Here is a 25810-nt window from a genome sequence, read left to right on the forward strand (position 1 = left end):
GGCATGGTCGGGCTCGGGGCGTGGGACGCCGCGGGCGTCGGGGGTGACTCCGTGCAGGCCAGGCAGGCAGCGAGGAGACAAGCGGATAGCAGGGGAGCGCGGTTCATGTCCCCGGGTCTAGTCCATCACAGCGGGCAGACGGGGAGGGGGCGCGGGTCCTCTGTGCAGGAGCCATCACGCGGGCCCTGACCGCCCGGCGACGCTCCAGCGGGAGGTCAGGATTGCGTGCTTGCGTCGTCTGGGGACTTCGGTTACTCCTCCGGCACCGGAATTGGTTCTGCGCGATTAGCTCAGCTGGATAGAGCGTTGGCCTCCGGAGCCAAAGGCCGCAGGTTCGAATCCTGCATCGCGCGCAGATGGAAGGGCCCGGAATCACTGGGGAAATCCCAGAGGTTCCGGGCCTTTGCTTTTGGCGGCCAGGGCCCTCGCGACAGTATGCAGGCGGGGGATGGACGTTCCAGGTGATGGCTTTTCCCCAGCCCACCAGGCGTCTGGATCATGAGCCCCCAGAAGACGTCGTCGCCCCGTGCGGTCTGCCTGCTGGCCATCCCTGGCCTGCTCTTGACGGGCATGGGCTGCGCGGCCCAGCGCCAGCAGGCCGCGCTGGAGGATGAGGTTCGCGAGAGCCGGACTTCGCCCAATCCCTCGCGGCGAAACAGTAGGGATGCAGGATCAGCCGGTCGGAGCGGGCCAATCCCAGGTCCGCCCGAAGCGGGCCACGCAGTGCCACAGCTTCTTGAGTGGCTGGGGCTCCACCGTCGTGTCCGAACGCGCCCTGCCAAGGACGAACGGCGTGAGCCTTGCGTCGTCCGCGATCCGCTCCGCGAGCCGGAGGATGTCGTCACCCCGGTAGCCGGGGTGCTGGCTCAGCACGTCCAACGTGACGGCGTAACCCGGATGCCATTCCAGGCGGATGCCCAGCGCGTGGGCTTCACCTTCGACGAGGGTCCCACGGTAGCTGGGGTCCAGGACCAGGGCCTCCACGTCGTCCGGAAGGCGGAGGTCTCCGTGGACGTGGGCTTCGACATACCAGTCCAGTGGATCCGCGAACGCCGTGGCCTCCGCCAGGCCCATGAGCGCCATCCGTCCGGAGGTCCCGAAGGACGTGGGCTCGAAGACGCTGTCCGGGAAGCAGAAGCTGGAACGGTCCAGCACCTCCTCCGTCAGCCGGAAGTAGCTGGAGCCGAAGCGCGGCGAGCCGCCGTAGGCATCACCGCGGAAGTTCAGCGAGCCGTACTTGGGACGCTCGCTGCCGTCGCGCTGATCATAGAACCCGTTGAAGAGACGGCTCTCCCACTGCCACCGCGCTCCCTGGGGAAAGGCCGTGAGGCCGCCATTGCTCGTGCGCGTCTCGAACTGGGAACGGTACCTGCCGTCACGCCGCATCGCGGCCAGGATGCCGCCGCCTTCGAAGCGGGCATCCGGATGGAAGTGCAGGGTGACCCGGAGCTGGCGATCCATCGGGCCGCCCCGGGCCTGCTGGTGGACATGCTCCAGGGCGGGATGGCGCGAACGCATGTCCCGCTCAGACCCCCGTTACCTTCCGGATGAACGCGAGCATCCGCGAACACGTCGTGTCCAGGTCCATGTGGGCCTCGGCCATCCGGCGGGACTCCTGGCCCATGGCCGCCAGCGTGTCCGGCTGCTGCACCAGCGTGTCCAGCGTGTTCGCCAGCGCCCCGTAGTCACCCACCGGCACGATGCGCCCGTCGACACCGTCGCGCACCAGCTCCCCCACGCCGCCCGCGGGCGTCGACACCACCGCGAGGCCCGCGGCCTTCGCCTCCGCGATGGCCCAGGAGGACATGTCCGCCATCGTGGGCAACACGAAGAGGTCCGCCGCCTGTGCCAGGCCAATCAGCTCCGGCGAGTTCGGCTGCACGCCCACGTGCACGCGCACCCCCGGCGGTGCCTCGAAGGGCGTGGACGTCACCAGGTCCAGGTGCCAGTTCTTCCGCCGCGTCTCCCGCGCCCAACGCAGGAGCAGCTTGCCGCCCTTGCGCCCCAGGTCGCCGCCCACGAAGAGCAGCCGCACCACGCCGTCCCGGGCCTTCTTCTCCGGCGCGGGGCGCCACAGCGCCGTGTCCACGCTGGGCCACACGACGTGCACGCTCGCGTCGGGCACGCCGTACTCCTCCACCAGTGAGCGCTTGGTGAACTCCGAGAAGGACAGCATCCCCTTCGCGATGGCGTACGTGCGCCGGTGCAGCGCGTTCTTCGCCCGGCCCATCCAGCCCGCGTGCTGCGTGCGCAGGCCGTAGTAGCGCAGGTAGTCCTCCAGCCCGCTCGGCGTCGCGTCCGTGGAGATGACGCTCGGCACCCGTCGCATGAAGTCGTGCGCCAGGTGCGCCATCCGCTGCGTGTGCACCACCGCGGCCCGCACCGGCTCCCGGGCGAAGGCCTGGTTCAACGCGCTGCGGGCCCGCAGGCCTCCGCGCACCGACAGCCGCGAGCGCACCAGCGGCAGCTGCTCCCAGACGTCATCCGCGTGCTCGTCGATGGGCAACCACACCGGCGTGATGTCGTTGCGACGCGCCATCGCCCGCTTGAGGTTGTCCAGGAACACCGCGTTGCCGAGCGTCGTCTCGATGGCGAACGCAATGCGTGGGGCTGGTGACGACATCCGCTGCGCGATCCTCCCGGGGCCGTGGCGTCCCTGCCGGGTTTATAGCGACCCGTCGCGTCATCACCAACGACGCGATGGGTCCCGTCCGGATTCGCACGGAGGGGGGCACTCCGGGCCGGAGTCACGCCTCGGGTTGCGTGGCCGGTTCCGGCAGGAGGAAGCGCACCTCGCGCACCCGGCGCGGCGACGCTTCCATCACCTCCAGCACCGTGCCGTCCGGCAGGGACAGCTTCGCGCCCGGCTCCGGGATGGCGCCCCCCGCCAGCGCGATGCACAGGCCCGCGACGGTGGAGTAGTGCTCGCTCTCCTCCAGCTCCAACCCCAGCGTGCGGTTCACCGCGCGCAGGCTCGCCTCGCCCTGCACCACTGCGATGGAGGGGCCCTCGCGCCGCACGAGCTCCTCGGGCGTCTCGGACTCGCTGAGGATGTCCCCCACGAGCTCCTCCACCAGGTCCTCCACCGTCACCAGGCCCACCACGCCGCCGTGCTCGTCCACCACCACGGCCAGCTGCATCCGCCGGCGCTGCAGCTCCTTCATCGCCGCGATGGCGCGCATGGACTCCACCAGGAACAGCGGCGGGCGCAGCACGTCCTCCAGGACAATCAGGTGCGCCTCCCAGGCCACGCCCAACAGGTCCTTGGCCACGATGTAGCCCACCACGTTGTCCAGCGTGCCTTCGTACACCGGCATCCGCGAGTGCCCGTGCTCCAGCAGCACCTGGCGGATCTCCTCCGTGTTCGCGTGGCGGCGCAGCGCGACGATGTGCTCGCGCGTCACCATCACCTCGCCCAGCGTCAAATCCCCCAGCGCGAAGGCCCGGGACGCAATCTCCCCCGCGCGCGGATCCAACGTGCCCTGCTTCGACGCCTCCTCCACCAGCTGGAGCAGTTCGTCCGGTGACAGCCGCGACTCGGAGAAGTTCGTCCGGTCCCCGAAGAGCTTCAGCACCAGGTTGGAGCTCGCGGTGAGGAACCACACCAGGGGGCGCATCACCCACGCCAACGCCTTGAGCGGACGGCCCAGCGTCAGCGCGTACTGTTCGGAGTAGCGCAGCGCCAGGGACTTGGGGACCAGCTCCCCCAGCACCAGCGACAGGTACGACACCAGCGCGACCACCAGCGCGAACGACACCTGGCTCGCGGTGGTCTCCGGAATGCCCAGCCCGGCCAGCACTCCGGCCAGCCGCAGCGCGATGCTCGCGCCACCGAAGGCCGCGGCCGTGGAGCCAATCACCGTGATGCCAATCTGCACCGTGGCCAGCAGCCGCTCCGGATCATCCCGCAGCGCCGACACCGCCTTCGCGGACTTGCTGCCCTGCTCCAAGAGCTCCTTCAGCCGCGTCTTGCGCACGGACAGCAGGCCCAGCTCGGCGCCCGCGAAGACGCCGTTGGCCAGCACCAGCAGAAGGATGATGACGAGCTCCGTGACGATGGCGGACCTCCGGGCTGGACCCCCCCCGCCTCGGGGGCGGCGGGTGACGCCTCTGTCCTACACCCCCAACGATTGCAGGAGGAGCGACAATTGATCGCGGCTCGCTCCCTTGGGCAGGTAGTAGTGGGGACCGGACATGAGCGCGCTGCCCACGTCCTGGGCCGCCGCCGAGGTGAGGAAGACGATGCGCGGGTTGGTCGACGCGCGCGGCAGCTTCTCCACCACCTCCAGGCCGCTCATGCCCGGCATGTTCAGATCCAGCAGCATGACCCCGAAGCGCTCGCCCCGCTTGAGCGAGTCCAGCGCTTCCTGGCCGTCCGCCGCCTCGGTCGTCTCATAGCCGAGGTCCTCCAGGCTCACCCTGAGGAATTCCCGCCAGTCCGCGTCGTCGTCCACGACCAGGACCTTCCGCGCTCCATCATCCACCGCGAGTCGCCCCAAGCATCCTCCTGACCTGGGGAGAACCTTCCGGGGCCCCGCTGGCATTCGCGACACCTGCGTGAAGCCTTGTCAGCGAGCAGGCAGCCAGACAGGCCCTAGAACAGCGCCATGCCCAGCTGGCCCACCAGGTACTGGAGGGCGGGCCTGACGTTGTGGACCGCCGTGCGCGGCTTCGCCGGCTCCGACGCCTGGCACCACGCGGGCTCGCCCACCAGCTGGCCAGCCATGTGGCTGAAGACGCGGAAGCGGCCCAGGTCCGTGCTGCTGCCTGAGTTGTAGACGCGCATCGCGCGCTCACCCGGGCGGCCCAGATCCGCCGCGCTCGGGATGTGACGGTGGCCGTGCAGCACCAGGTCACACCGGCCGCCCACGCGCTCCAGCAGTTGCCTTCCCAACGCGAGCTCCGACGCGTGGGGCAGTCCGACCTTCGTGGCGATCCACTCCGGGAAGCTCTCCAGGGGCAGCGGCAGCACGTGGTGGTGCAGCAGCACCGCGACCAGCGTGTCCCTGGGGGCTGCGTCCAGCGCGCGGTCCACTTCGTCCACGACGCCTTCCGTCAGTTCTCCATGGCTGTGGAAATAGTTGCGGTTGTGTTCACCGGTGGAGTCCACGCACACCAGGAAGAGTCCCGCCTTCTCCACCGTGTGGACCTTACGGCCCTCCATGAACCCGCTGCCGACATCCTCGCCGGGCCGGTCATGGTTGCCGGGGATGAAGGTGAGGCGTCCAGTCTCCATCCAGGGCGCGAAGTGTTCACGGAAGCGCTGGAACTCGGCGTGGGATCCGCGGTGCGTGAGGTCTCCCGTCACCACCACGTGATCCACTGCCTGCGCCGCCAGGGCCTTCACCAGGGAGGACGCGGAGGCATCGCTCTCACGGCTCATGTCCAGATGAAGATCCGAAAGATGTGCCAGCTTCAGGGAGGCCATGCTGAAGGAGATAGGCATCGCGTCTTCGGGCGGCGAGGGTTGGCGTACGAAGGATCGTCAAAAGTTGGGCCAGCGTCGTTCACCCCACCCCGTTGCTGGGGATCCACTCCGCCGCGGTCGTGTTGCGAGCACGCATCGGTACCAGGCGCGTGCCTGACACCACGCGCAACCGCGTGCCGCGCCAGTCCACCGTGCGCCTGAACGCGCCGTGCCACCATGCGGCGAAGAGCAGCGCGTCCTTCACCAGCACCGCGGGCGCGGCGCGCAGGCCCACCGGCTGGGGCCGCAGCGCGCGGAACACCGCCACGTCCACCCAGACCTTGCCCAGCGCCACCGCCAGCGCCGCCAGGCCCGTGAGGGCGGACGGGTGGATCAGCGCGCCCAGCACCGCGAGCGGAACCGGGTTGAGGAGCGCCTGCGCCGCGTACGTCGAGGGCGATACCGCTGTGCGGTGGATGACGCTCCAGCGCAGGTAGCGCTGGAAGAAGGCGTCCACGCTCTTGCGCAGCGACACGTTGAAGACAGGGGCGTGCGCCAGCACCACGCGCTTGCCCAGCTTGCGCGTCACCCACTGGCCAATGACGTAGTCCTCCGCCAGCACGTCCTTCACGGAGAAGAAGCCGCCCAGCGCCTCCACGTCCTCGCGGCGCAGCGCCATGGACTTGCCCACCACGATGTCCCGGTCCGCCACGTGCTTCGCGGCGATCATCCCCGCCGCCGCGCTGGAGGACAGGTGCAGGTTGTCCAGGAGCGAACCGAAGGTCTGCTCACCCAGGCCCGCCACCGGGTGCGTCACGCAGCCCACCGTGGGGTCCTCGAAGGCGGCGGCGATCTCCTCCAGGTAGCCGTCCCCCACGCGGGTGTTGCTGTCGCTCACCACCCAGAGGTCGAAGCGGGCCTCCGCCGACAGCGTCACCAGCTGGTTCACCTTGGGGTTCAGGCCGGGCTCGCCCTCCTGGAGCACCACGCGCATGACGTGGGGCCACCGCGCCTCCGCGGCCCGGGCCACCGCGTAGGCCGGGTCGCGGGCGTCCTTCACGCCCAGCAGGACTTCGTAGTGGGGGTAGGGCAGCCGCGCGAACTGGGCGAGGTTCGCCTCCAGGTCGTCATCCACGCCGCACAGCGGCTTGAGGATGGACAGGCCGGGGCGCTGCGTGGGGCCCGCGGGGACGGTGCGGCGGTGGCGGCGCACGAACAGCGCCTGGAGGAGGAGGGCGACGAGGCCCACTGCGGACGCGGCCAGGAGGAGACTGGAGGCGATGAGCATGTCGCCACCCTAGAAGCCCCACAAGGCGGGACCGGGGCGGCGGGACGGCGGGAAGGCCAACTCGCCGTGACACGCCGGTGAAGCCGCCCGGCGCTCGTCGCCGGACGGCTACTCCAGGTCGCGGCTTCGCGGGTGGCGCACGTCCTTGCCGCGCACCATGTAGATGACCATCTCCGCCACGTTGAGCGCGTGGTCGCCAATGCGCTCCAGGTGCTTCGCGATGAACATCAACGCCGTGGCCCGGCGGATGTTGCGCGAGTCCTCCATCATGTAGGCCAGCAGCTCGTTGAAGATCTTGAGGAAGAGGGCATCCAGCAGGTCGTCCCCCTTGAGGACGTCCTCCGCCTTCGCCGCGTCCCCGGACACGAACGCGTCCAGCGCCTTCTTCACCTGCTGCTGCGCCAGCTCCGCCAGCTTCGGCGTGTCCACGTAGGGCGCCAGCGGCGGCACCTGGTTCAGGTCCATGGCGCGCTCGGCGATGTTCACCGCCAGGTCCCCGATGCGCTCCAGGTCGGTGACGATCTTCAGCGCCGTGGTGATGAGGCGCAGGTCGCTGGCGGCCGGCTGGCGCAGCGCGAGGATGCGGCGGCACAGGTCGTCGATGTCGACCTCCAGCCGGTTCACCTCGCGGTCCGCGCCCACCACCTGCTCCGCCAGGGCGGAGTCGCGGTCGGTGAGGGCGCGGGTGCTCTGGGCGATGAGGGTCTCCACCTTGGCCCCCATGGCGAGCAGCTTTTCGCGCAGGTTGCGCAGGTCCTGCTCGAATGCCTTGTCCGTGTGCGTGGCCGCCATGTCGTCCTGTTCCGTCGCGCGGGCGTTCAGCCGAACTTCCCGGTGACGTAATCCTCCGTGCGCTTCTCGTGGGGGTTGGTGAAGATCTGCTCCGTGGGGCCGCACTCCACCAATTCCCCCATGTAGAAGAAAGCCGTCCGGTCGCTCACGCGCGCGGCCTGCTGCATGTTGTGGGTCACGATGGCGATGGTGTACGTGGCCTTGAGCTCGTGGATGAGCTCTTCGATCTTCGCCGTCGCGATGGGGTCCAACGCGGACGCGGGCTCGTCCATCAGCAGCACCTCCGGCTCTATCGCGAGCGCCCGCGCGATGCACAGACGCTGCTGCTGGCCGCCGGACAGACCCAGGGCGCTCTCCTCCAGCCGGTCCTTCACCTCGTCCCACAGCGCCGCGCCGCGCAGGGACTTCTCCACCCGCGCGGCCAGCTTCGCCTTGTCCTTGAGGCCGCCCACGCGCAGGCCGTAGGCGACGTTCTCGAAGATGGACTTGGGGAAGGGGTTGGACTTCTGGAACACCATGCCCACGCGCCGGCGCAGGTCCACCACGTCCAGCGAGCGGTCGTGGATGCTGCGGCCGTCCAGGAACACGCTGCCGTCGTGGTGCGCGCCCGGGATGAGGTCGTTCATCCGGTTGAGCGAGCGCAGGAACGTGGACTTGCCGCAGCCGGACGGGCCGATGAGCGCCGTCACCTTGTGCTCGGGGATGGCCAGGCTCACCTGCTTGATGGCCACCTTGCTGCCGTAGCGCAGGGTGAGCTCGCGGGCTTCCATCTTGTTGCGCGGCGTGGCGGAGGGGATGGGCATGGGCGGAGGGACGAGCGTCAGTGGCCGGCCGCGGCCTTGCGGCGCGTGCGCGTGCGGATGAGGACCGCGACGAGGTTCAGGGCGAAGGTGAGCAAGAGCAGCACCAGCACCGTCGCGTACAGCAGCGGGCGGGTGGCCTCTACGTCCGGCGACTGCGTGGCCAGCACGTAGGTGTGGTAGCCCAGGTGCATGAACTGCGAGTTCAGGCTCGTGGGCAGGTCCGGCAGGAAGTAGGCGGCGCCGGTGAAGAGGATGGGGGCCACTTCGCCCGCGCCCCGGGAGATGGCCAGCACCGCGCCGGTGAGGATGCCCGGCAGCGCGCCCGGCAGCACCACCCGCGCCAGCGTCTGCGACTGGGTGGCCCCCAGCGCGAGGCTCGCGGTGCGGTGCTCCTGCGGCACGGCGCGCAGGGCCTCCTCCGTGGACACGATGACGACGGGCAGGGTGAGCACCGCCAGCGTGAGCGACGCCCAGAGGATGCCCGGCTGGGCCCAGTGCAACTGCTCATAGCCCAGCGCGTGATCCAACCCCTTGCCCACGAAGAGGATGAAGAAGCCCAGGCCGAAGAGGCCGAACACGATGGAGGGCACGCCGGCCAGGTTCGCCACCGCCACGCGCACCGCGCGGGCAAGGAAGCTGCTGGGAGGCGCGTACTCGTGCAGGTACACCGCCGTCAGCACGCCCACCGGCATCACCGCCAGGGTCATGAGCAGCGTGAGCGCCGCGGTGCCGAAGAGGGCGGGGAAGATGCCGCCGCCCATCATCCCGTCCGTGGGCGCCTGGGTGAGGAACTGCCAGGACAGGTGGCTCCAGCCGCCCCGGACGACGTCCAGGAGGATGAGGGCCAGCATGGCCACCATGATGAACGCGGCCAGCCCCGTGAGCGACACGAGCGACAGGCCCACGACCTTGCGCGTGGCGTGCTTCACCCCGCACCTCCCTTGAGCCGCTGGATGACCTTCTTCGTCCACACCCCCGCGAGCATGTTGAGCACGAAGGTGAACAGGAACAGCTCCACGCCGATGAAGAAGAGCAGCGCGTAGTGCGGGCTGCCCACCACCACCTCGCCCATCTCCGCGGCGATGGTGGCGGACAGCGAGCGCACGGAGTCCCCCAGGTTCGCGGACACGATGGCCGCGTTGCCGGAGGCCATGAGGACGATCATCGTCTCACCGATGGCGCGCCCGAAGCCCAGCACGCACGCGGCGAGGATGCCGGGGGCCGCCGCCGGGAGCACCACCTTCCACGCGGTCTCCCAGGGCGTGGCGCCCAGCGCCAGGGACGCCTCGCGGTAGCTGCGCGGCACGGCGGTGAGCGCGTCCTCCGTCACCGTGAAGATGACCGGCACGATGGCCAGCGCCAGGCCCAGGCCCGCCACCACCGCGTTGAGGCGGGAGGTGAAGCCGAAGGTCTCCTGGAGGAACGTGGCCATCACCATCAGGGCGAAGAAGCCCAGCACCACGGACGGGATGCCGGCGAGCAGTTCGATGGTGGGCTTGAGCACTTCACGCAGGCGCCGGGGGGCGAACTCCGCGGCGAACAGCGCGCCGAAGATACCCATGGGTACGGCCACCACCATGGACACGGCCGTCGTCTTCAGCGTGCCGATGAAGAGCGGAATCATGCTGACCTTGGGCACGCCGGACACCGGCTGCCACACGTAGGCCAGGGGCTTTCCCTTCCGCACCAGCTGCGGGAGGAACATCTTGGCGAAGCTCGCTTCTTCACGCGCCGACGCGTCGGTGACGAGCGTCAGCGCCTCCTTCGCCACGAAGACGAGGATGAGCACCAGCGCGGCGATGCCCGTGAAGGCCACCGCCGTGATGATCGCGGCGATGGCCTTCTCCTTCAGCTGCCGCCGCCGGGCCGCGGGCGACAGCATGGGCAGCGCCACCGGGGGCGCGAGGTCCTGCTCCTGCATGACGGCCTGTCTATCCAACATGGGACCCCCGCGCCGGGTGACAATCGTGTGACGCCGACTACTTCACAGGGAAGTAGCCGACCTGGGTGACGATGGCCTGTCCCTCGGCGGACAGCGTGAAGTCGATGAAGGCCTTGGCCTCACCGGAGGGCTTGTTGCGCAGGTAGAAGAACAGCTCGCGCGACAGCGGGTACTTGCCGCTCTTCACGTTCTCCGCGGTGGGGGCGAAGGCCTCATTGCCCTTCTTCACCTTCAGCTCCTTGATGCCCTTGGCGTACGCGGCACCGCCGTAGCCGATGCCGTTCTTCTCCTTGGACACCGCGTTGACGACGGCGGCGGTGCCCGGGAGCGTCTGCGCGGCGGAGGCGAAGTCGTCCCCGCCCAGCACGGTGTCCTTCACGAACACGTAGGTGCCGGAGGAGTTCTCACGCGAGTACAGGACGATGGGGGCATCCGCGCCGCCCACGGCCTTCCACGACGTGGTGTCGCCCAGGTAGATGTCCTTGAGCTGCTCCACGGAGAGCGCGTCCACCTTGTTGGACTCGTTGACGTAGAAGGTGACGCCGTCCTTCGCCACGGCCACCGAGGAGGGCGGGGTGTTGTAGCGGGCGCGGAGCTTCTCCTCCTCCGCCTCCTTGATCTCCCGGCTGGACATGGCGATGTCGGTGGTGCCGTTCTGCAGGGCCGCCAGGCCCGTGCCCGAACCGCCGCCCGTCACTTGAATCTTCGTGGCGGGGTTCTTCTTCATGAACGCCTCCGCCCAGCGCTGGGCGAGGATGACCATGGTGTCCGAGCCCTTCACCGTCACCGTGCCTGCCTGGGCGGTGAGCGGGAGGACGGCGAGCCCGAAGGCGACGAAGCTTGAGAGCAGAGTCTTCTTCATGGGGTGTCTCCTCTAGAAACGTGCCTGCATCTGCAGGGTGAACAGGTTGTCGTGCGGGTCCAATGCCTGGGCCACGGCGTGCGTCATGGGGATTTCGTAGACGGCGGAGACCTTCAGGTTCTCCCCGAAGTGGTGCTGGACGACGAAGCCCACGGTGTCGACGGCGTTGTCGGCGCCCGGCACCTCGCCCGCGGCCAGGTCCGTCTGGCCGTTGTGCGGGTCGAAGGTGTCGTAGCGAACGGCCACCGCGTCGTTGAGCCCGATGTTCTGGACGAGCAGCAGGTACCAGCCGTGCGCGGGCACATCCAGGTGGGTGGCGTTGTTGGCGGCGCCGTAGGTGCGGCCCGCGATGAACTCGCCCTTGATGGAGGTGCCGCCCAGGGGCACCACGTCGAAGTAGGCCTGGAGGTCCGCGCCGATGCGCGTGCGGTCGTACGCGTGGCGGAAGGTGTCCGTGGGCAGCCGGCCCATGTCATGGCCGTACCAGCCGGAGATGCCACCGGCGATCCACTTCAGGTCGAAGCCCAGGTGGCCGACGAGGTCCTTCTCCTTGTCGTTGTCCTGGGTGGTGCCGCTGTCCGTGCCGTTGCCGTCGAAGACGCCCACGGCGAGCCGCAGCCACTTGTAGCGGCCGTTCACCTTCGCGCCGCGGTCGCGCTCGCTGGGGAGCATGTTGCGCACCACGCGGCTGCGCTCGGGGAACTCGCGGTCGCTGGAGGACTGCGGGCCTTCGTAGCCGAAGGGCCACTTCATCTGGCCCAGCGTGACGGACAGCTGCTGCTTCGTGCCGGGGACGAAGAGGGTGGCCTCCGCGTCCTTGAGCGTCACGCCCGCGGGCACCGCGTCGATCTGCAGCATGAACTGCGAGAGGTCCGTGGTGTACGTGGCCTTCAAGCGGCCCCGGCGGACGCCGAAGCGGCTGTAGCCGCCCGCGCCGCTGTCATCCAGGTCCTGCTGGTACTGGTAGCGGGCCTGGATGTAGCCGGAGATGCGCAGCTTCTTGAGCGCGGACAGGTCGTTCTTCGTCTCCGTGTTCTGCTCCTCCAGCGCCTCCACGCGGTGCTCGTCGGCCGTGAGCCGCTCGTCGATGGAGGGCGACCCTTCCGGAACGGTGGGGGCGTTGGCGCGGGGTGGGAGTTGCTCGGAGGACTGCGGGGCCGAGGCCGTGGCGGAAGGCTCCACGGCCTCGCGCGGCTCGGAGGCCGGCGGGGTGGGGAGCGCTTCCTGGGGCGTGGAGGCCTGGGCCATGGCGGCGCTGGAGGTCAGCAGGGTGAGGGCAACGAGGAGTGGGCGCATAGAAGGTCGGCGGGTGTCTCGGGGGTGTCGAGAACGCGTGACGATCTACGGGGCGGAGATGGCTGTTTGACGGCCCTTGCGTGACAAATGGGTAACGGAAGGGGCGGCGCCTGCCTACCCGGCCGCTGGGTCCACGATGCGGTAGCCCACCCCGCGCACCGTTTCCAGGAGGGCGCGTGCGGGGCCCAGCTTGTCGCGCAGGCGCATCACGTGCGTGTCGATGGTGCGCGTCTCCAGCGCGCTGGACAGGCCCCAGACCTGCTCCAGCAGTTGCTCGCGCGTCTGCACCCGGCCCAGCCGGGCCATGAGGTACTCCAGCAGGCGGAACTCCAGCGCGGTGAGAGGCGTCTCCTTCTCCTCCACGAAGAAGCGGTGCTGGGTGACGTCCAGGCGCAGGGGGCCCAGGGCCAGGGGGGGCGAGCCCTCCTGGGGCGCGGACGTGCGCCGGAGGATGGCCTTGAGCCTGAGCACCAGCTCGCGCACGGAGAAGGGTTTGACGACGTAGTCGTCCGCGCCGACCTCGAAGCCGCGGATGCGGTCCGCCTCCTCGCTCTTCGCGGTGAGCATGACGATGAGCACGTCACGCAGGCGGGGGTTGGCGCGCAGGTGGCGGCAGACCTCGATGCCGGACAGGTCCGGCAGCATCAGGTCCAGCAGCACCACGTCCGGGGACTGCTCGCGCGCGGCGGAAATCGCCGCCTCCCCGGTGAAGGCCACGCGGGTGGTGAAGCCCGCGCCGCGCAGGTTGAAGTCGATGAGCTCCGCTAGGTCGCGCTCGTCGTCGACGATGAGTACGTGGGACATGGCGGGCACGTACTGTGCGCGCATCGCTTCGCGGCCACGTGACGCGCCGGCAACAAGTGCGTCACGTCCGTCACGCGCGTGCGGCGGTCATCCGACGCACCCGTCACGCGGCGCTGGAAGGCGCGGTCCCACGCGGAAGAATGCCCTGCGATACGACAGGCGCGGACGGGCCCCGGGAAGAGAGGGGACGGGGCCGTCCGCGCCGCTTGTCCTCGCCTGGGTTGCGCGAGGCCACCTTCGGCGTGCGCTCCAGCGCATCCGCGCCGGCGCCGCCATTCTGTCTGTCGGGCTCCACGAGCATCGCGGCGTCCACGTTGTGCCTCTGACCCTCCGCGAAGCCCGTGAAGGCGCTGGTGCGGTGCGGGCGGAAGTGGGCGGGGACGAAGACACAACGGGGAGGCCCGTCCCGTGCGTGCACGCCGGCACCGGCGGACACGCCGGAGACGAAGGAACGCGACGGAGGAGAGGGACCCGGTCAGGTCCAGACACCGCGCACGAGGGACCACGCCAGCGCGCCCGTGGCATCACGGGACGGCGTGCGGGCACTCACGCGCGGGGGACGGCTGAGGTCAGACGGCGGGATCTTCGTCCGGACCGCCGCGCCTGGGCAGCTGCTGCCGGCGCAGGGCGATGCCCAGCGCATCCGGTACGTCGGGCGCGGCCACGGGGGCCGCGTCGCGCGCGAGGACGGGCCGGAGGGAGGCGAGGAACGCGTCCAGGGTGCACGGCTTGGGGCTCCGCTCGAAGAGCAGCCCGCCCGTGCGCCGGTGCTTCTCCGCGAAGACCTTGAGCTCGACGTCCGCGCGGTGGGGGTCTTCCTCGAAGGGGCCCTGGTTGTCCTGTCCCTGGCTCAGGGGGACGACGGGCGCGAACGGCCGTGGCGGCGCCATCACCCCGGGCAGGAACCCGAGTCCGATGATGACGAGCGCGATCCAGGGCAGCCGCAGCAGGCTGGCCACACGCATCCCCACCCCGGCGCGCACGTCATCCATGCCGTGCATGGCGAAGGAGCGCGGAACGGCTGTGGCCTTGGGGGAACCCATGAGTCGCTGGAACAACGAACACGCTGACGCTCCGCATATTCGTGCATGGCCCCGGCGGGATTCGCAAGCCCCCGCGCATGGAACCGCGCCGCCTGGACACGGCGTCACCTGGTGGAAGCAGGGCCGCGTCTCCTCGCGCGCACCCCGTCATCCGCGAGGGTGAATCACGGGCGCCGCAGGGAGCGTCCCGGGGACGCCATCCATTGCAGGGAGAACTCGCGTCCCTCGGGCCGCAGGGCGACCGCGCAGCCCTTGCGGAGCTTGTCCGGCAAGGCATGGCCCAGCGCGAGCGCGGCGGCGCGCTCCAGGGAGGGGTTGTGCCCCACCAGGGCCCATCCCGGCCCGACGTCCCGCGCCAGCTTCAGCACGTGGCGGCCCGCGCCCTTCATGGGAACGAGCGCGGGGTGGACCTCCACGTGGGACAGGCCGAGCGCGTCCGCGAGCAGCTCCGCGGTCTGCACCGCGCGCACCAGGGGGCTGGTGATGATGCCCATGAGCGGCGTGAGGCGCGCCAGCTTCTTCGCGTGCTGACGGAAGGCGGCGCGGCCCTGCGGGGTGAGCGCGCGGGCCTCGTCGCCCAGGGCGTGGGAGTCCTCGGCCACGGCGTGGCGCACGAGGAGGAGGGGCAGGTCGCGGTCGGCCATGGGCGGGCCTTGTAGTGCGTTTCCGGGCCGCGTGGATGTGACGAACGGGTGGACTGCCGTGTGGATTACTCCACACCGCCCAGGAGGAAGGCGAGCAGGAGCAGCGCGAGCACGCTGGTGGTGATGGCCGCGAAGGTGCGGTCCTTCTGCGCGCGGAAGATGCCCAGCGACAGGGCCACGCGCAGCACGGGCACGGTGATCATCACCAGCAGTCCCGCCATCACGAAGGACTGGCCGCGCACGGCCATGACGCCCTCGAAGACGTCCGGCAGCCGGTGCGGCGCGGAGTCCGGAGAGGTGAGGCGCTGGAGCGCGTCCGGCGACGAGAAGTAGTCCGGGTGGCGGAAGAAGGTCATCACCATGCCGCAGATGACGAGCGACAGGCTGAGCAGCACGCCGCCGCGCAAGAGCTGGCTGATGAGCAGCTCCGGCGTGAGGGGAATCACCTCCGAAGGAACGGCGGTGGTGGCGGCGGCCGTCTCTTGGAGAGACGGAGGCTCGGAGGGCGCTGGAGTCATCCGTGGATTCCCTTGGACAGCATCTCGTACGACACCCACAGCAGGACGGCGACGAAGAGCCTGCGCAGCGACCCGCTCTTGAGCTTCGTCATGTAGCGCGAGCCCGCGAACGCGCCCAGCGTGACGCCCACGCAGACGGGGCCGGCGATGAAAGGGTCGATGTCGCCGCGCGCGAAGTAGATGCCCGCGCTGGCCGCCGCCGTGACGCCAATCATGAAGTTGCTGGTGGCGGTGGAGACCTTGATGGGCAGCCCCATCGCCAGGTCCATGGCCGGCACCTTCAGCGCGCCGGAGCCGATGCCCAACAGGCCGCTCACCGTGCCCGCGATGTACATGAGCCCCAGGCCCGCGAGCGGACGGTGCACGCGGTACGCGACCTCACCGCCGGTGGACACGTCGTAGTAGCTGCCGTGCAGGCCCAGCCGGTCCGCGAGCGCATTGGGTGGCGGCTCTTCACGGGGGCTGCCGTCCTCGCGCAGCTTGCGCAGCATCGCGAGCGCCGAATAGGCCATCACCGCGCCGAAGAGGAAGTACAGCGCGCGGCCGCCCACCACGCCCGCGAGCATCGCGCCCGTGACGGCGCCCGCCACGGTGGCCAGCTCCAGGAACATGGCCACGCGCATGTTGGCCAGACCGTCGCGCACGTACGCCGCCGCCGCGCCGCTGGACGTGGCGATGACGGACACGATGGACGCACCCACCGCGTAGCGGATGTCCACCTTGAGCGCGAGCGTGAGGACGGGGATGAGGATGAGGCCACCGCCCAGGCCCAGCAGCGAACCCAGCAGGCCCGCACCGAAGGAGACGCACAGCACGATGGCGACGAAGTTGAACGGAGTGGCGTCCAAGGCGGCGGCCATCTTCCTCTTGGCCCTCCCGCATGCAAGCAGTTCGCTCGGAGCCCGTCTGGTTGCCTGCCCGTGACCGTCCCCGGAGGCTGAAAGGAAGGTGGACCTTCAACGTTGCCGGGGCGCGTCGGAGGGCTTCGTGTCCGGAGGCTGGGGCATGGGCCAGCCCTGGAATAGGGGCCAACCCCGGTATGGATTGCCCCGGGTGGGTTCTTCCACGGCTTCCGGCCGCTCTGGATGCGGGCCGGGGTGCGGTGGCGTGCGCAGCAGCACCCACGACAGCACGATGCACAGCAGGCTCATCGCGACGATGCTCCACGCGCGCGTCCGGGGCTCCAGCTCCATCTAGAAGCGCCCCCGCTTGAGCAGGTCGCCCTTGGAGAGCGAGCCCAGCAGGTGCCGGCGTCCGTCCACCACGGGCAGCCGCTCCAGCTCCGTGTGGCCGAACCGCGCGGCCACCTCCGCCAGGGACAGGTCCGGGGTGATGGGTTGCACGCCGGTGTCCATCACGTCCGCGGCCACGGTGGCCTGGAGCAGCGAGTGGTCCGGCAGATGGCCCTTGAGCGCGTCCAGGGTGATGACGCCCAGGAGGCGCCCCTCCGCGTCGGTGACGTACAGGTCCGCGCCCGCGGGCTGTTCCAGCAGCAGCACCACCACCTCATCGAAGGGCGCGGAGGGAGGCACCCGCTGCGTCGCCGGGGACAGGAGCGAGCGCACCCCTTCCTCCCGCAGCCAGTGCGGCACGGAGTCCGGCACGCGCACGTCGCGCTTCACGAGCACCGACGTGTAGAGCGACTCCGGCTCCAGCCGGCGGCTGACGACGGCGGCCACCACCGCGGCGAGCATCAGCGGGAGGATGAGGTCGTAGTCGCCGGTCATCTCGAAGATCATCAGCACCGCGGACACGGACGCATGCGTGGTGCCCGCCAGCACCGCGCCCATGCCGAGCAGCGCATAGGCCCCGCTGGGCGCCGCGCCGCCGGGAAGCACGTGCTCCACCAGCATCCCGAACGCACCCCCCAGGAGCGCGCCGAAGAAGAGGGACGGGGTGAAGAGCCCGCCCGGCACCCCCGCGCCCGCGCACAGCGACGTCACCGCCAGCTTCGCCAGGGGCAGGATGAGCAGCAGCGCCAGGGGCAGTGTCCCGTGCAGCGCCATGTTCACGGAGTCGTAGCCGTTGCCCATGAGGTACGGCCCCGCGATGGCGGTGAGGCCCACCACCGTCATCGCGACCAGCGGCATGAACGGCGTGAGCCACGCGGGCAGCTTGTCCAGCAGGTCCGAGGCGAAGTTGATGCCGCGCACGTAGAGCGCGGAGGCCCCGCCCACGAGCACTCCCAGCAGGAGCGCTAGCACCAGCTCGCGCGGGTGGGTGAGGGCGTAGTGGGGGATGACGTAGCTGGGATGATCCGCGATGAGGGTGCGCGACACGAGCGTCGCGACCACGCACGACACGACGATGGGGCCGAAGAGCTCCAGCGCGAAGCTGCCCAGCAGCACCTCCAGGCCGAAGAGGGCCGCGCCGATGGGGACGTTGTACGCGGACGCGATGCCCGCGGAAGCGCCGCATGCCACCAGCACGCGAGCCTGGCCCGGCCCCAGCCGCAGCCACCCGGACAGCGCGGATCCGCTGGCCGCGCCCGTCTGGAGCAGCGCGCCTTCGCGGCCCAGTGGAGCCCCCAACGCCACCGCGATGATGGACACGAAGCCGCGCAGGAGCGCGCGAGGGAAGGGCAGCCGGCCGGACTTCACCCAGATGGATTCGATGATGCCCGCGGTGCCGTGGCCGCGCAGGGGCTGGCCCACCACCAGGGACACCAGCGTCACCAGCGCGCCGCCCAGCACCGGCACCAGGAACCGGCGCCAGCCCGGCGATGCGAGCGCACCCTCCAGGAAGTGCTCGGTGTTGCTCTGCCAGAACAGGTGCTGGGTGAAGCGCAGCACCGCGAGCAGCGCCACCGCGCCCAGGCCGGAGATGAGCCCCACGCCCACCACCAGCACCCAGAACCGCCGCTCCTGCCCCAGCAGGCCCCGGAGGATCCGCCGCAGCCAGGGAGACGGCGCCCCCGTCCTCAGGTCGGGATGCACTGCGCCGGCTGCGGGTTCGGGCATGACCTCCACACCTGTCCAATGTACGGAGCAGGGAAGGGCCTTCCCGGGACCGCACGCCATTTCCCGGGCGTCCTCCGTCCGGCGGGCTGCTCTCCAGACGGGCTACCTGCCCGACGGAGTCCTGGCCGCCTTGCCCTGCGTGCTGCGCGCGGGCTGGCGTGCGCCGGAGTCGCGAGGCGGCGCGCCCGCCGCGGGGGCCTGTCCTTCCGGTTCACCCGAAAGCCCCAGGTGGATGCCAGGAGGGGGCGGATTCTTCAGCACGGATTCCGTCCGCGTCGCGGGCTCGGTGGTGTCCGGCGCGAAGCGGTCCGCCAGCTCCGCCGCGGTGTCGCTCAGGTCGCGGTGCGCGACGATGGTGCGCTCCAGCGTCTTGCCCAGGCGGGACGAGGTGTCGAAGGTCTGCCGGGATTCATCCGAGCCCGGCAGCGAGTCCTGATAGGAGAACGCGAGCGTCGCGTCCCGGCGCAGCGCATCCAGCAGCCGGGCCAGTTGCTGTTGCAGCTCCGCGTCCTGCTCCGCGCGCGGGCGCTCCAGCAGGCCCCGCTCGCCTCCGAACCAGACGCGCCCCACCTTCCCGAAGCCCTCGTCCGCGGAGGCCACGGGCAGGTCCTCCATCACGAGCAGCGGGTGCACGCGGCGCGGGAAGTCCTGCTCGTACAGCGCGAAGAGCAGCGTGCCATCCGCGCGCGGGAACACCGCCGCGGTGCGCGAGCCGAAGGGGAAGAAGGGCGTGGCGGACACCTCCGCGCGCTTCGCCACGCGGGCGCGGGCCAGCGCGTCCAGCGGCGTCGTGCCCTCCAGGGCGCGCTTGGGCGTGCGGCGCAGGTTGGTCATCAGGTCGCGCGCCTGGTCGATGCCCACCACCACGTTGAGCGCGCTGCCTCGCGAGTAGCCGGCGTGGTAGACGCCCACCAGTTCGAACTCGCCCGTCTTGCAGGAGATGGCGAGCACGGGCGACCCCGAGTTGCCCTGCGACAGGAGCGCGTCGATGACGAAGTCGTCGTGGTACCACTCCTTGTACTCGTCGCGGTCGTAGGCGGAGATGACCTTGCCCATGTTGGTGGCGTTGAAGACGCCCAGCGGGAAGCCGCGCACGTCCACCACGTCGCGCTCGCGCACGGCGGCGCTCCGGCCCACCTTCCACGGCATCACCGTCAGCGGCGCCTTGGTCTTGATGACGGCCAGGTCCAGCTGCGGATCCACCACCGCCTTGGACAGTGCGATGTCGTCGCGGTCGTACTGGTCCGCCTCGTTCTCCACGATGCTCAGGCCGTCCTTCACGCGCTTGCAGCCGGAAGGCACGCCGTCCACCGGGTGCGCGTCGCTGGTGACGTCCGGCCACTCCACGACGTGCTCGTTGGTGAGCAGCAGCGTCTCCCCGGCCTGCTGCCGGTACGCGAACGCGGTGCCGTGCGCGGACACCGGCGTGCGCGTGCGGCGCACGTTGCCCTCCGCGCCGTAGGACAGGCACTCGTACACGGCGGTGCTGCGCACGCAGTACGTGTACTTCTTCTGCATCGCCTGTTCGAAGGCCCGCGCCTTGGGGGACAGCGCGGCGTAGCTGTCCGCGTATTCGCCCTCGCAGTACGGCGCGGGCGGTGGCGCTTCCACCCCGGACGCTTCCGCGGGCGGCGGAGGTGAGGGGGGAGCTTCTGCTCCGGAAGCGGTGAGGGACACCGCCACCACCGACAGTCCGACCATCCACCCGACCATGGCCCCTCCCGCGTTGTCGTCGCCTGTGGTGTTGCTAAGGCCCGCCGCGCCCTCGTGCATCTGTGCGTGCGGGAGGGCAGGCGGATTTCGCGGTGCGAAAAGCCCGCTGTCCGTCAGAAGTGACGGCGCGCCTGTCCATTCCCGGACGGGCCAGCCTCACGCGCACGCACCGGGTGGGCGTGGGCCTCACCCGTCCAGGTCGTTGAGCGCGTCCGGCGGCAGCGGGGAAGCGCCCGTCACCGTGCCGTCCATGTCCAGGGGCAGCGTGGACGGATCGACTTCCGGCGGCGGGCTGTTCTCGAAGGGCGCGGCGTGCGTGGGCCGTGAACCCGCGGCACCCGGCGGCGGACGCAGCACGGGCCCCGGCGGAGGCAGCCCCGAGTGCCGCCGCGCGGCCTCCATCAGGGCGTTGTGGTGGCGGTATCGCGCCTCCACGAGCTTGTGGATGAGCAGCGGCCCTCCGGGCACGCGGCGCGCGGTGAGGGCCTGGGTGGCCTTGCGCACCGGGTAGCGCACGCGGCGGATCTGCACGCGCCAGCCCTTGGGGGTGAAGGTGAAGACGCCGTAGGCGGGGCGCAGGTCGCCGTCGCGAGGAATCCCGGCGCTGGCCACGTCCGCGATGAGCATCCGGCCCACGCGCCGCCGGTAGGGGAAGTGCAGGTGCCCGAAGGCGCACGCGGCCGCGTCCAGGTGCGTGAAGAAGCGGCGCACCGCGTGGTCGTCCAGCGTGGGATCCAACGACTCTTCCAGGTTGCGCGGGTTCGCGTGGCAGATGAACAGGTCCTGCCCCTTGCGCGGCGTGTAGCGCAGGGAGAAGGGCATCTGTCCCAGCTGCTGGAGCAGCGCGTCGCCCAGCTGGTCGCGCGTCCAGCGCAACAGCTCCGTCTTCCAGTGGTCGCGCTCGCGGTACGCACCGCCCAGGTAGTTGCCGGCGAGGTACGCGTCCGTGTTGCCCATGATGAGCGCGTGGCAGCGGCTGAAGAGCAGCTCCACCGTCTCGCGCGGGTGCGCGCCCCGCAGCGCCAGGTCTCCGGCCGCGACGATGTAATCCGGCGCCACCGATTTGGTGATGTCGTCCAGCACGGCCTCGCAGGCCGGAAGGTTTCCGTGAATGTCCGCGAGGATGGCGACCCGCATGGCCGCCCCCATCCTAGCCCGTCGCCGCCGTCGGGCCAGCCGCCGAGGGTAGAAAAATGACAAAGGTACTGCCTGCGTTCGGCTGGCTCTCCACCTTCACCTCGCCGTCCATCGCGCCCATCAGATGCTTCACGATGGAAAGGCCCAGTCCCGTCCCACCCATGTCCCGGCTGCGCCCCTTGTCCACCCGGTAGAATCGCTCGAAAATCCGGGAAAGATGCTTGGGCTCGATTCCCACGCCTGTGTCGCGCACGCGCACGACGCACCGGCCGCCCTCGTACGCTCCGTCCACATCCACCCGGCCCCCCGCGGGCGTGTACTTCACCGCGTTGTCGAGCAGGTTGAGGAGCACCTGCTCGATGGCCCGCCCATCCCCCAGCGCCACCAGCCCCGGCGGCACGTGCAACCCGATTTGCTGGTTCTTGCCCTCGGCCTTGGGGCGCACCCCTTCGGCGGCGCGGGAGACGGCCAGGGCCAGGGGCACCTCCGTGCGCTGGAAGGTCATCTCGCGCGCCTCCAGGCGGGAGAGCTCCAGCAGGTCCTCCACCAGCTCGGAGAGGCGCTCGGACTGGCGGTGGATGATCTCCACCATCTTGGGGGCTACCTGGGTGTCCTGGAGCGCGCCGCCCTGGAGCGTCTCCGCGTAGCCCCGGATGGCGGTGATGGGCGTGCGCAGCTCGTGGGAGACGTTGGCCACGAAGTCCTTGCGCACCTTCTCCAGCCGGCGCAGCTCGGTGACGTCGTGGAAGACGGCGGCGCTGCCGGGCAGGTCGCGCCCCACGGGCGTCACGCGCACGGCCAGGGTGCGGGAGTACAGCCCCTCGAGCGTCAGCTCCAGCCGCGTGGAGGCGCCCTCGTGGCAGGCCCGGGCCACCGCGTCGTTGAGGGCCTCGTTGCGGATGAGCGCGAGCGGCCGCTGTCCCACGATGGCGCCGTGCGCGGGCAGGAGCATCTCCGCGAGCGCGTCGTTGTGGCGCACCACGGTGCCCTCCGCGTCCGTCACCCAGAGGCCCTCCGCCATACCGTCCAGCACGGCGGTGAGGATGCGCGCCTCCTGGTTGAGCGCGGCGGCGCGCATGGACAGCTTGTCGTCCAGCGTGTCGATGGCGTCTTCCAGCTGCGCCAGGTCGTCCGTGCGCTCCAGGCTCGCGGGAGGCGCCACGTCCATGCCCGCCGCCAGCGACTGGGTCTTCTGGGTCAGCGCGCGGAGCTGCCGCTCCATGGCCACGCGGCTGGTGCCCAGCGCGAGCGCGGAGCCCGCCAACGTGACGAGCCCCGCGGCGAGCGCGCCCGCCGGATGCCCGAAGAGCACGAGCAGCGTCGCGACCAGGAGGGGAGGAACGAGCAGCGCCAGGAGCGTGAAGCGCAGGGGCATGACGGCCTCACGGAGGGCTGAGCTTGTAGCCCACGCCGCGCACGGTCTCGATGATGTCGCCCGCGGGACCCAGCTTCTCGCGCAGGCGCTTGATGTGCGTGTCCACGGTGCGCGTGTGGATTTCGGCCTGGATGCCCCAGACGTCGGACAGCAGCACCTCGCGCGTCTGCACGCGGTCGCTTCGCTCCAGCAGGGTGCGCAGCAGGCGGAACTCCAGCGCGGTGAGGATGACCTCCTCGCCCTTCACCCGCACCTGGTGGCGCGACGTGTCCAGGCTGATGTCGCCCGCGGCCAGCACCGCGGCGGGGCCTTCCTCCGCGTCCGCGCGGCGCAGCACGGCCTTCACGCGCAGGAGCAATTCGCGCACGGAGAAGGGCTTCACCACGTAGTCGTCCGCGCCCAGCTCCAGGCCCTGGATGCGGTCCGCCTCCTGGCCCTTGGCGCTGACGATGACGACCGCGGCCTTCTTCATCTCCGGGTCGCTCTTGAGCATGCGCAGGACCTCACCGCCCGCCACGTCGGGCAGCATCAGGTCCAACAGCACCAGGTCCGGAGGATGGGCCCGGGCCCGGGCAAGGCCGCCCGCGCCGGTGTTCGCCGTGTCCGTTTCGAAGCCCGCCGCGCGGAGGTTGTAGTCGACGAGTCCGGCCAGGTCCTGCTCGTCCTCGATGATGAGGATGCGCGCCATGAAGGTGCTCCCGCGAAGGGATGGAATGCGTGGCGTCCCGTAACAGATTCGTTCCGGAGCGCTCGGGACATCCATGTGACATCCATGCGCCGTGCCCGCCCGTCTCCCCTCCAGGGTACCGGCGCCCGGCGGATCAGCGCGGAAACACCGGGTCACAGGCCTGGGGGGTCAGCTCGATGGGGGCCGCCACCAGGGTCGCGTTGGTCCCGGAGTTCACCTCGCGCAGGTAGTTGCACGAGCTGCCCAGGAAGCGCGTCGGGGTGTCGGCCGTCAGCGCCTCGATGACGAGCGCGTAGTCCCGGCCCACCGGCACGTCCACCGCGAGCCCCATGGCCGCGCCACCGGGGGCGGAGGGGAAGCGCAGCGTGCGTCCCGTGTTGCCGTCCGCGTCCTTCAGCTCCAGCAGGTCGCCCGGATCCACCTGCGTGGACAGGCAGGTGCGCTGCAGCTCCGTGCAGTTGCGCTTCGCGCCGTCCTTCAGCACCGCCACCTGGTAGGCGCCCACCTGATTGGCGACGGCGCGGCTCAGGGTGAGCTCCAGCCCCAGCGGCAGGGGCGCTGGAGCAACGTCCGGCCCGCAGCCGGAGAGCAGCGCCAGAATCAGCAATGCCGGTCGTCTCATGGCGTGGCGTCCTCCACGCGGATGGTGATGGGCACGCGGCCGCGCTCCTCGGAAGAGGACAGGGCCACCACCCCGGCCGTGCCGCCAATGGCCACCGCGCCCACGGCCACCCAGAGCCAGGGGCTCTTGTACCAGGGGCGGCTTGCGCCCTCCGTGAGGGCCGTGGCGGGGGCGGTCCGCGACGCCACCTGGAAGAGGAGCGGATGGAACGGGTCCCCGCGTCCGGCGAGCCGCCGCTGGGCCGCGTCCACGACCTCGACGTAGTACTCCACTTCATAGGGCGTGCTCTCCACGGGCAGCTCGTACGCGGGAAGCACGGCCAGGTAGTGCTCGGTGCGGGAGCGGTCGCGCACGAAGTCCACTGACGAGAAGCCCTGCGCTCCGGCGCGCCGGTAGAACAGCCGGGCCCTCGCGCCCAGCGCCATGTCCCGGAGGACGGCGTCCACCTCCACGCGCTCGCCGGGCGCCGGGTCTGGGATGGGGTCCACCTCCAGCGTGACGGGGTGGACGCGGCGGTGGCGCAGGTCCTCCTTCAGCTTCGCGAAGAGGTCGCGGACCTTGGGCGGCGCGGAGCGGGGCAGCTCGAAGTCCGGCCGGGCCTGGAGCAGCTTCTCGTACGCCCCGCGCGCCAGGGCCTCGTCGCCCAGGTAGAGGGCGGTGAGCCCCTGCAGGCGGTAGAGCTCCACCAGCTCGTCATCCGTGACGTCGGGCGCATCCAGCCCGCTGCGCACCACGTCCAGGGCCTCCTGGAAGCGGCCGGCCTCCAACAGGCCCTTCGCCGCGTCGATGGCGGGGCTCGTCGGGCCCAGCTGGAAGAGGAGGGGAGACAGGGGAAGGGGCACACGGGCCTGCGCCGGCAGGGCGAGCAGCAGCCCGAGCCCCCAGACACAGAGTGCGCCCCGCGAACGTCGAGCGGGGGAGCGCATCAGATGGAAAGCTACCAGAGCGGTGTTGAGGGGATCCACGCGGCACGGCTCAGGAGTCCAACCCGGCGTGTTGACTGACGGGGGGAGTCCCTCTATGTTGCGCGCCCTTTTGCCGGGAAGCCTTGTAGATGGTCGTAAAGATTGAACAAATCAAAGAAGCGGGGCTGAAGCTCGATGAGCCCATCGCTCCGGGGCTCCTCAAGGAGGCCCTGGAAGGCCAGGCGTCCGGTAAGGACACCGGCTTCCAGGCGACCGCTCCGTCGACGCTCCAGGCCACCCTCCGCAAGGTCAGTGGCGGCGTGCTGCTGTCGGGCGGCTTCACGGTCCACGTGGGCGCGCCCTGCAAGCGCTGCCTCGCGGACGTGAATCTGGACCTTCCCGTGTCCTTCACCATCAACCTGGTGCCAGAGTCCCTGGCCCGGGGCGATGACTTCAAGGACGACGACGAGAAGGCCATGGAGAAGAAGGAACGCACCCAGGGTGAATCCGGAGGCACCTTCGAACTGGACGACACGGACGAGCAGCTTTTCGATGGGAAGACGATCGATCTGGATCCGATCATCCGGGAACAGGTATTGCTCGCGCTCCCGATGAGCGCGGTCTGTCGGGAAGACTGCCAGGGGCTCTGCTCGCAGTGCGGCCAGAACCTCAATGAAAAGAAGTGCGGCTGCGAGCCGAAGGTCGTGGACCCTCGACTGTCGCCGCTGAAGAACATCAAGTTGAACTGACGGTCCCTATGCCCCTCGCAGGTCGCGAGGGGGGACGGGTCCGATGCCGAGGTGAGCCGTGGGAGTTCCCAAGAAGCGGACGTCGAAGATGCGCCGGGACCGTCGTCGGGCCGGCAACAACAACCTGCGGACCCCCGTCCAGGTCATCAAGTGCTCCAAGTGCAAGGAGCCCGTGATGCCGCACCGCGCCTGCGCGGCCTGTGGCAACTACGGTGGCCGTGAAGTCATCGCGACCGCCGCGGAGTAGTTGAAAGCGGAAGGC

General features: G+C 70.3%; 27 protein-coding genes and 1 tRNA gene. 3 read left to right on the forward strand and 25 right to left on the reverse strand.

All coding sequences use genetic code 11. The annotated features are described in order from the left end of the window. Window positions 1-279: 279 nt before the first annotated feature. Window positions 280-353: transfer RNA gene (locus D7X32_RS19860), tRNA-Arg, on the forward strand. Window positions 354-672: 319 nt separating this feature from the next. Here D7X32_RS19860 and D7X32_RS19865 read toward each other — a convergent pair. From D7X32_RS19865 to D7X32_RS19985, 25 genes are all read right to left on the reverse strand, one after another. Then, on the reverse strand, window positions 673-1518 hold the full coding sequence (locus D7X32_RS19865; RefSeq protein ID WP_120604136.1) for a DUF3626 domain-containing protein: 846 nt from the start codon (window positions 1516-1518) through the stop codon (window positions 673-675). Window positions 1519-1525: 7 nt separating this feature from the next. After that, window positions 1526-2623: a glycosyltransferase family 4 protein gene (locus tag D7X32_RS19870; RefSeq protein ID WP_120604137.1), complete on the reverse strand. Its 1098-nt coding sequence runs from the start codon at window positions 2621-2623 to the stop codon at window positions 1526-1528. A 124-nt stretch (window positions 2624-2747) separates the two neighbouring features. Continuing rightward, window positions 2748-4031 (reverse strand): hemolysin family protein, encoded by a 1284-nt coding sequence (locus D7X32_RS19875; RefSeq protein ID WP_120604138.1) that lies wholly within the window; start codon window positions 4029-4031, stop codon window positions 2748-2750. An 84-nt stretch (window positions 4032-4115) separates the two neighbouring features. Beyond that, window positions 4116-4544 carry a response regulator gene (locus tag D7X32_RS19880; protein WP_120604139.1) on the reverse strand — a complete coding sequence of 143 codons (429 nt, stop codon included), beginning with the start codon at window positions 4542-4544 and terminating at the stop codon, window positions 4116-4118. Between the two features lie 50 nt (window positions 4545-4594). Continuing rightward, a complete protein-coding gene (locus D7X32_RS19885) occupies window positions 4595-5446 on the reverse strand; it encodes a metallophosphoesterase family protein (protein WP_120604140.1) in 852 nt (283 codons plus the stop codon). A gap of 61 nt (window positions 5447-5507) precedes the next feature. Further along, entirely contained in the window at window positions 5508-6695 is a 1188-nt protein-coding gene (locus D7X32_RS19890; RefSeq protein WP_120604141.1) for a ceramide glucosyltransferase, read from the reverse strand. A 108-nt stretch (window positions 6696-6803) separates the two neighbouring features. Continuing rightward, entirely contained in the window at window positions 6804-7487 is a 684-nt protein-coding gene (phoU, locus tag D7X32_RS19895) for a phosphate signaling complex protein PhoU (protein WP_120604142.1), read from the reverse strand. Between the two features lie 26 nt (window positions 7488-7513). Further along, the gene (pstB, locus tag D7X32_RS19900; protein WP_120604175.1) at window positions 7514-8257 is read right to left on the reverse strand and encodes a phosphate ABC transporter ATP-binding protein PstB; all 744 of its coding nucleotides are present in this window, start codon (window positions 8255-8257) and stop codon (window positions 7514-7516) included. Window positions 8258-8307: 50 nt separating this feature from the next. Further along, the gene (gene pstA / locus D7X32_RS19905; RefSeq protein WP_120604143.1) at window positions 8308-9219 is read right to left on the reverse strand and encodes a phosphate ABC transporter permease PstA; all 912 of its coding nucleotides are present in this window, start codon (window positions 9217-9219) and stop codon (window positions 8308-8310) included. Next, entirely contained in the window at window positions 9216-10211 is a 996-nt protein-coding gene (pstC, locus tag D7X32_RS19910; protein ID WP_171448300.1) for a phosphate ABC transporter permease subunit PstC, read from the reverse strand. The genes pstA and pstC overlap by 4 nt, the downstream gene beginning before the upstream one ends. 58 nt (window positions 10212-10269) lie before the next feature. Then, the gene (locus tag D7X32_RS19915; protein ID WP_120604144.1) at window positions 10270-11094 is read right to left on the reverse strand and encodes a phosphate ABC transporter substrate-binding protein; all 825 of its coding nucleotides are present in this window, start codon (window positions 11092-11094) and stop codon (window positions 10270-10272) included. A gap of 12 nt (window positions 11095-11106) precedes the next feature. After that, the gene (locus D7X32_RS19920) at window positions 11107-12390 is read right to left on the reverse strand and encodes a porin (RefSeq protein ID WP_120604145.1); all 1284 of its coding nucleotides are present in this window, start codon (window positions 12388-12390) and stop codon (window positions 11107-11109) included. 114 nt (window positions 12391-12504) lie between these two features. After that, the gene (locus tag D7X32_RS19925; protein WP_120604177.1) at window positions 12505-13194 is read right to left on the reverse strand and encodes a response regulator; all 690 of its coding nucleotides are present in this window, start codon (window positions 13192-13194) and stop codon (window positions 12505-12507) included. A 569-nt stretch (window positions 13195-13763) separates the two neighbouring features. Next, window positions 13764-14237, reverse strand: a complete 474-nt coding sequence (locus tag D7X32_RS19930) for a hypothetical protein (protein ID WP_147450195.1) — start codon at window positions 14235-14237, stop codon at window positions 13764-13766. 164 nt (window positions 14238-14401) lie between these two features. After that, the gene (locus D7X32_RS19935) at window positions 14402-14881 is read right to left on the reverse strand and encodes a SixA phosphatase family protein (RefSeq protein ID WP_120604147.1); all 480 of its coding nucleotides are present in this window, start codon (window positions 14879-14881) and stop codon (window positions 14402-14404) included. A gap of 65 nt (window positions 14882-14946) precedes the next feature. After that, complete coding sequence (locus D7X32_RS19940; RefSeq protein ID WP_120604148.1) at window positions 14947-15399, reverse strand: DUF1634 domain-containing protein; 453 nt, start codon at window positions 15397-15399, stop codon at window positions 14947-14949. Further along, window positions 15396-16259: a sulfite exporter TauE/SafE family protein gene (locus tag D7X32_RS19945; protein ID WP_120604149.1), complete on the reverse strand. Its 864-nt coding sequence runs from the start codon at window positions 16257-16259 to the stop codon at window positions 15396-15398. Before D7X32_RS19945 ends, D7X32_RS19940 begins: the two co-directional genes overlap by 4 nt. A 96-nt stretch (window positions 16260-16355) precedes the next feature. After that, window positions 16356-16592, reverse strand: a complete 237-nt coding sequence (locus D7X32_RS19950; protein ID WP_120604150.1) for a hypothetical protein — start codon at window positions 16590-16592, stop codon at window positions 16356-16358. After that, on the reverse strand, window positions 16593-18359 hold the full coding sequence (locus D7X32_RS19955; protein WP_120604178.1) for a chloride channel protein: 1767 nt from the start codon (window positions 18357-18359) through the stop codon (window positions 16593-16595). Window positions 18360-18461: 102 nt separating this feature from the next. Then, on the reverse strand, window positions 18462-20072 hold the full coding sequence (locus D7X32_RS19960) for a S1C family serine protease (protein WP_158625720.1): 1611 nt from the start codon (window positions 20070-20072) through the stop codon (window positions 18462-18464). A 186-nt stretch (window positions 20073-20258) separates the two neighbouring features. Beyond that, window positions 20259-21209 carry a metallophosphoesterase family protein gene (locus D7X32_RS19965; protein ID WP_120604179.1) on the reverse strand — a complete coding sequence of 317 codons (951 nt, stop codon included), beginning with the start codon at window positions 21207-21209 and terminating at the stop codon, window positions 20259-20261. 13 nt (window positions 21210-21222) lie between these two features. After that, on the reverse strand, window positions 21223-22584 hold the full coding sequence (locus D7X32_RS19970) for a sensor histidine kinase (protein WP_120604152.1): 1362 nt from the start codon (window positions 22582-22584) through the stop codon (window positions 21223-21225). A 7-nt stretch (window positions 22585-22591) separates the two neighbouring features. After that, on the reverse strand, window positions 22592-23272 hold the full coding sequence (locus tag D7X32_RS19975; RefSeq protein ID WP_120604153.1) for a winged helix-turn-helix domain-containing protein: 681 nt from the start codon (window positions 23270-23272) through the stop codon (window positions 22592-22594). Between the two features lie 133 nt (window positions 23273-23405). Beyond that, complete coding sequence (locus D7X32_RS19980; protein WP_120604154.1) at window positions 23406-23894, reverse strand: hypothetical protein; 489 nt, start codon at window positions 23892-23894, stop codon at window positions 23406-23408. Further along, on the reverse strand, window positions 23891-24820 hold the full coding sequence (locus D7X32_RS19985) for a tetratricopeptide repeat protein (protein WP_120604155.1): 930 nt from the start codon (window positions 24818-24820) through the stop codon (window positions 23891-23893). The genes D7X32_RS19980 and D7X32_RS19985 overlap by 4 nt, the downstream gene beginning before the upstream one ends. Before the next feature lie 128 nt (window positions 24821-24948). On the opposite strand from D7X32_RS19985, the gene D7X32_RS19990 reads away from it, so the two are divergent. Beyond that, entirely contained in the window at window positions 24949-25548 is a 600-nt protein-coding gene (locus tag D7X32_RS19990) for a YceD family protein (protein WP_120604156.1), read from the forward strand. A gap of 58 nt (window positions 25549-25606) precedes the next feature. Further along, a complete protein-coding gene (gene rpmF / locus D7X32_RS19995; RefSeq protein ID WP_014395447.1) occupies window positions 25607-25795 on the forward strand; it encodes a 50S ribosomal protein L32 in 189 nt (62 codons plus the stop codon). The last annotated feature ends 15 nt before the right edge of the window (window positions 25796-25810 follow it).

Source organism: Corallococcus carmarthensis, from assembly GCF_003611695.1.
Taxonomy (GTDB): Bacteria; Myxococcota; Myxococcia; order Myxococcales; family Myxococcaceae; genus Corallococcus; species Corallococcus carmarthensis.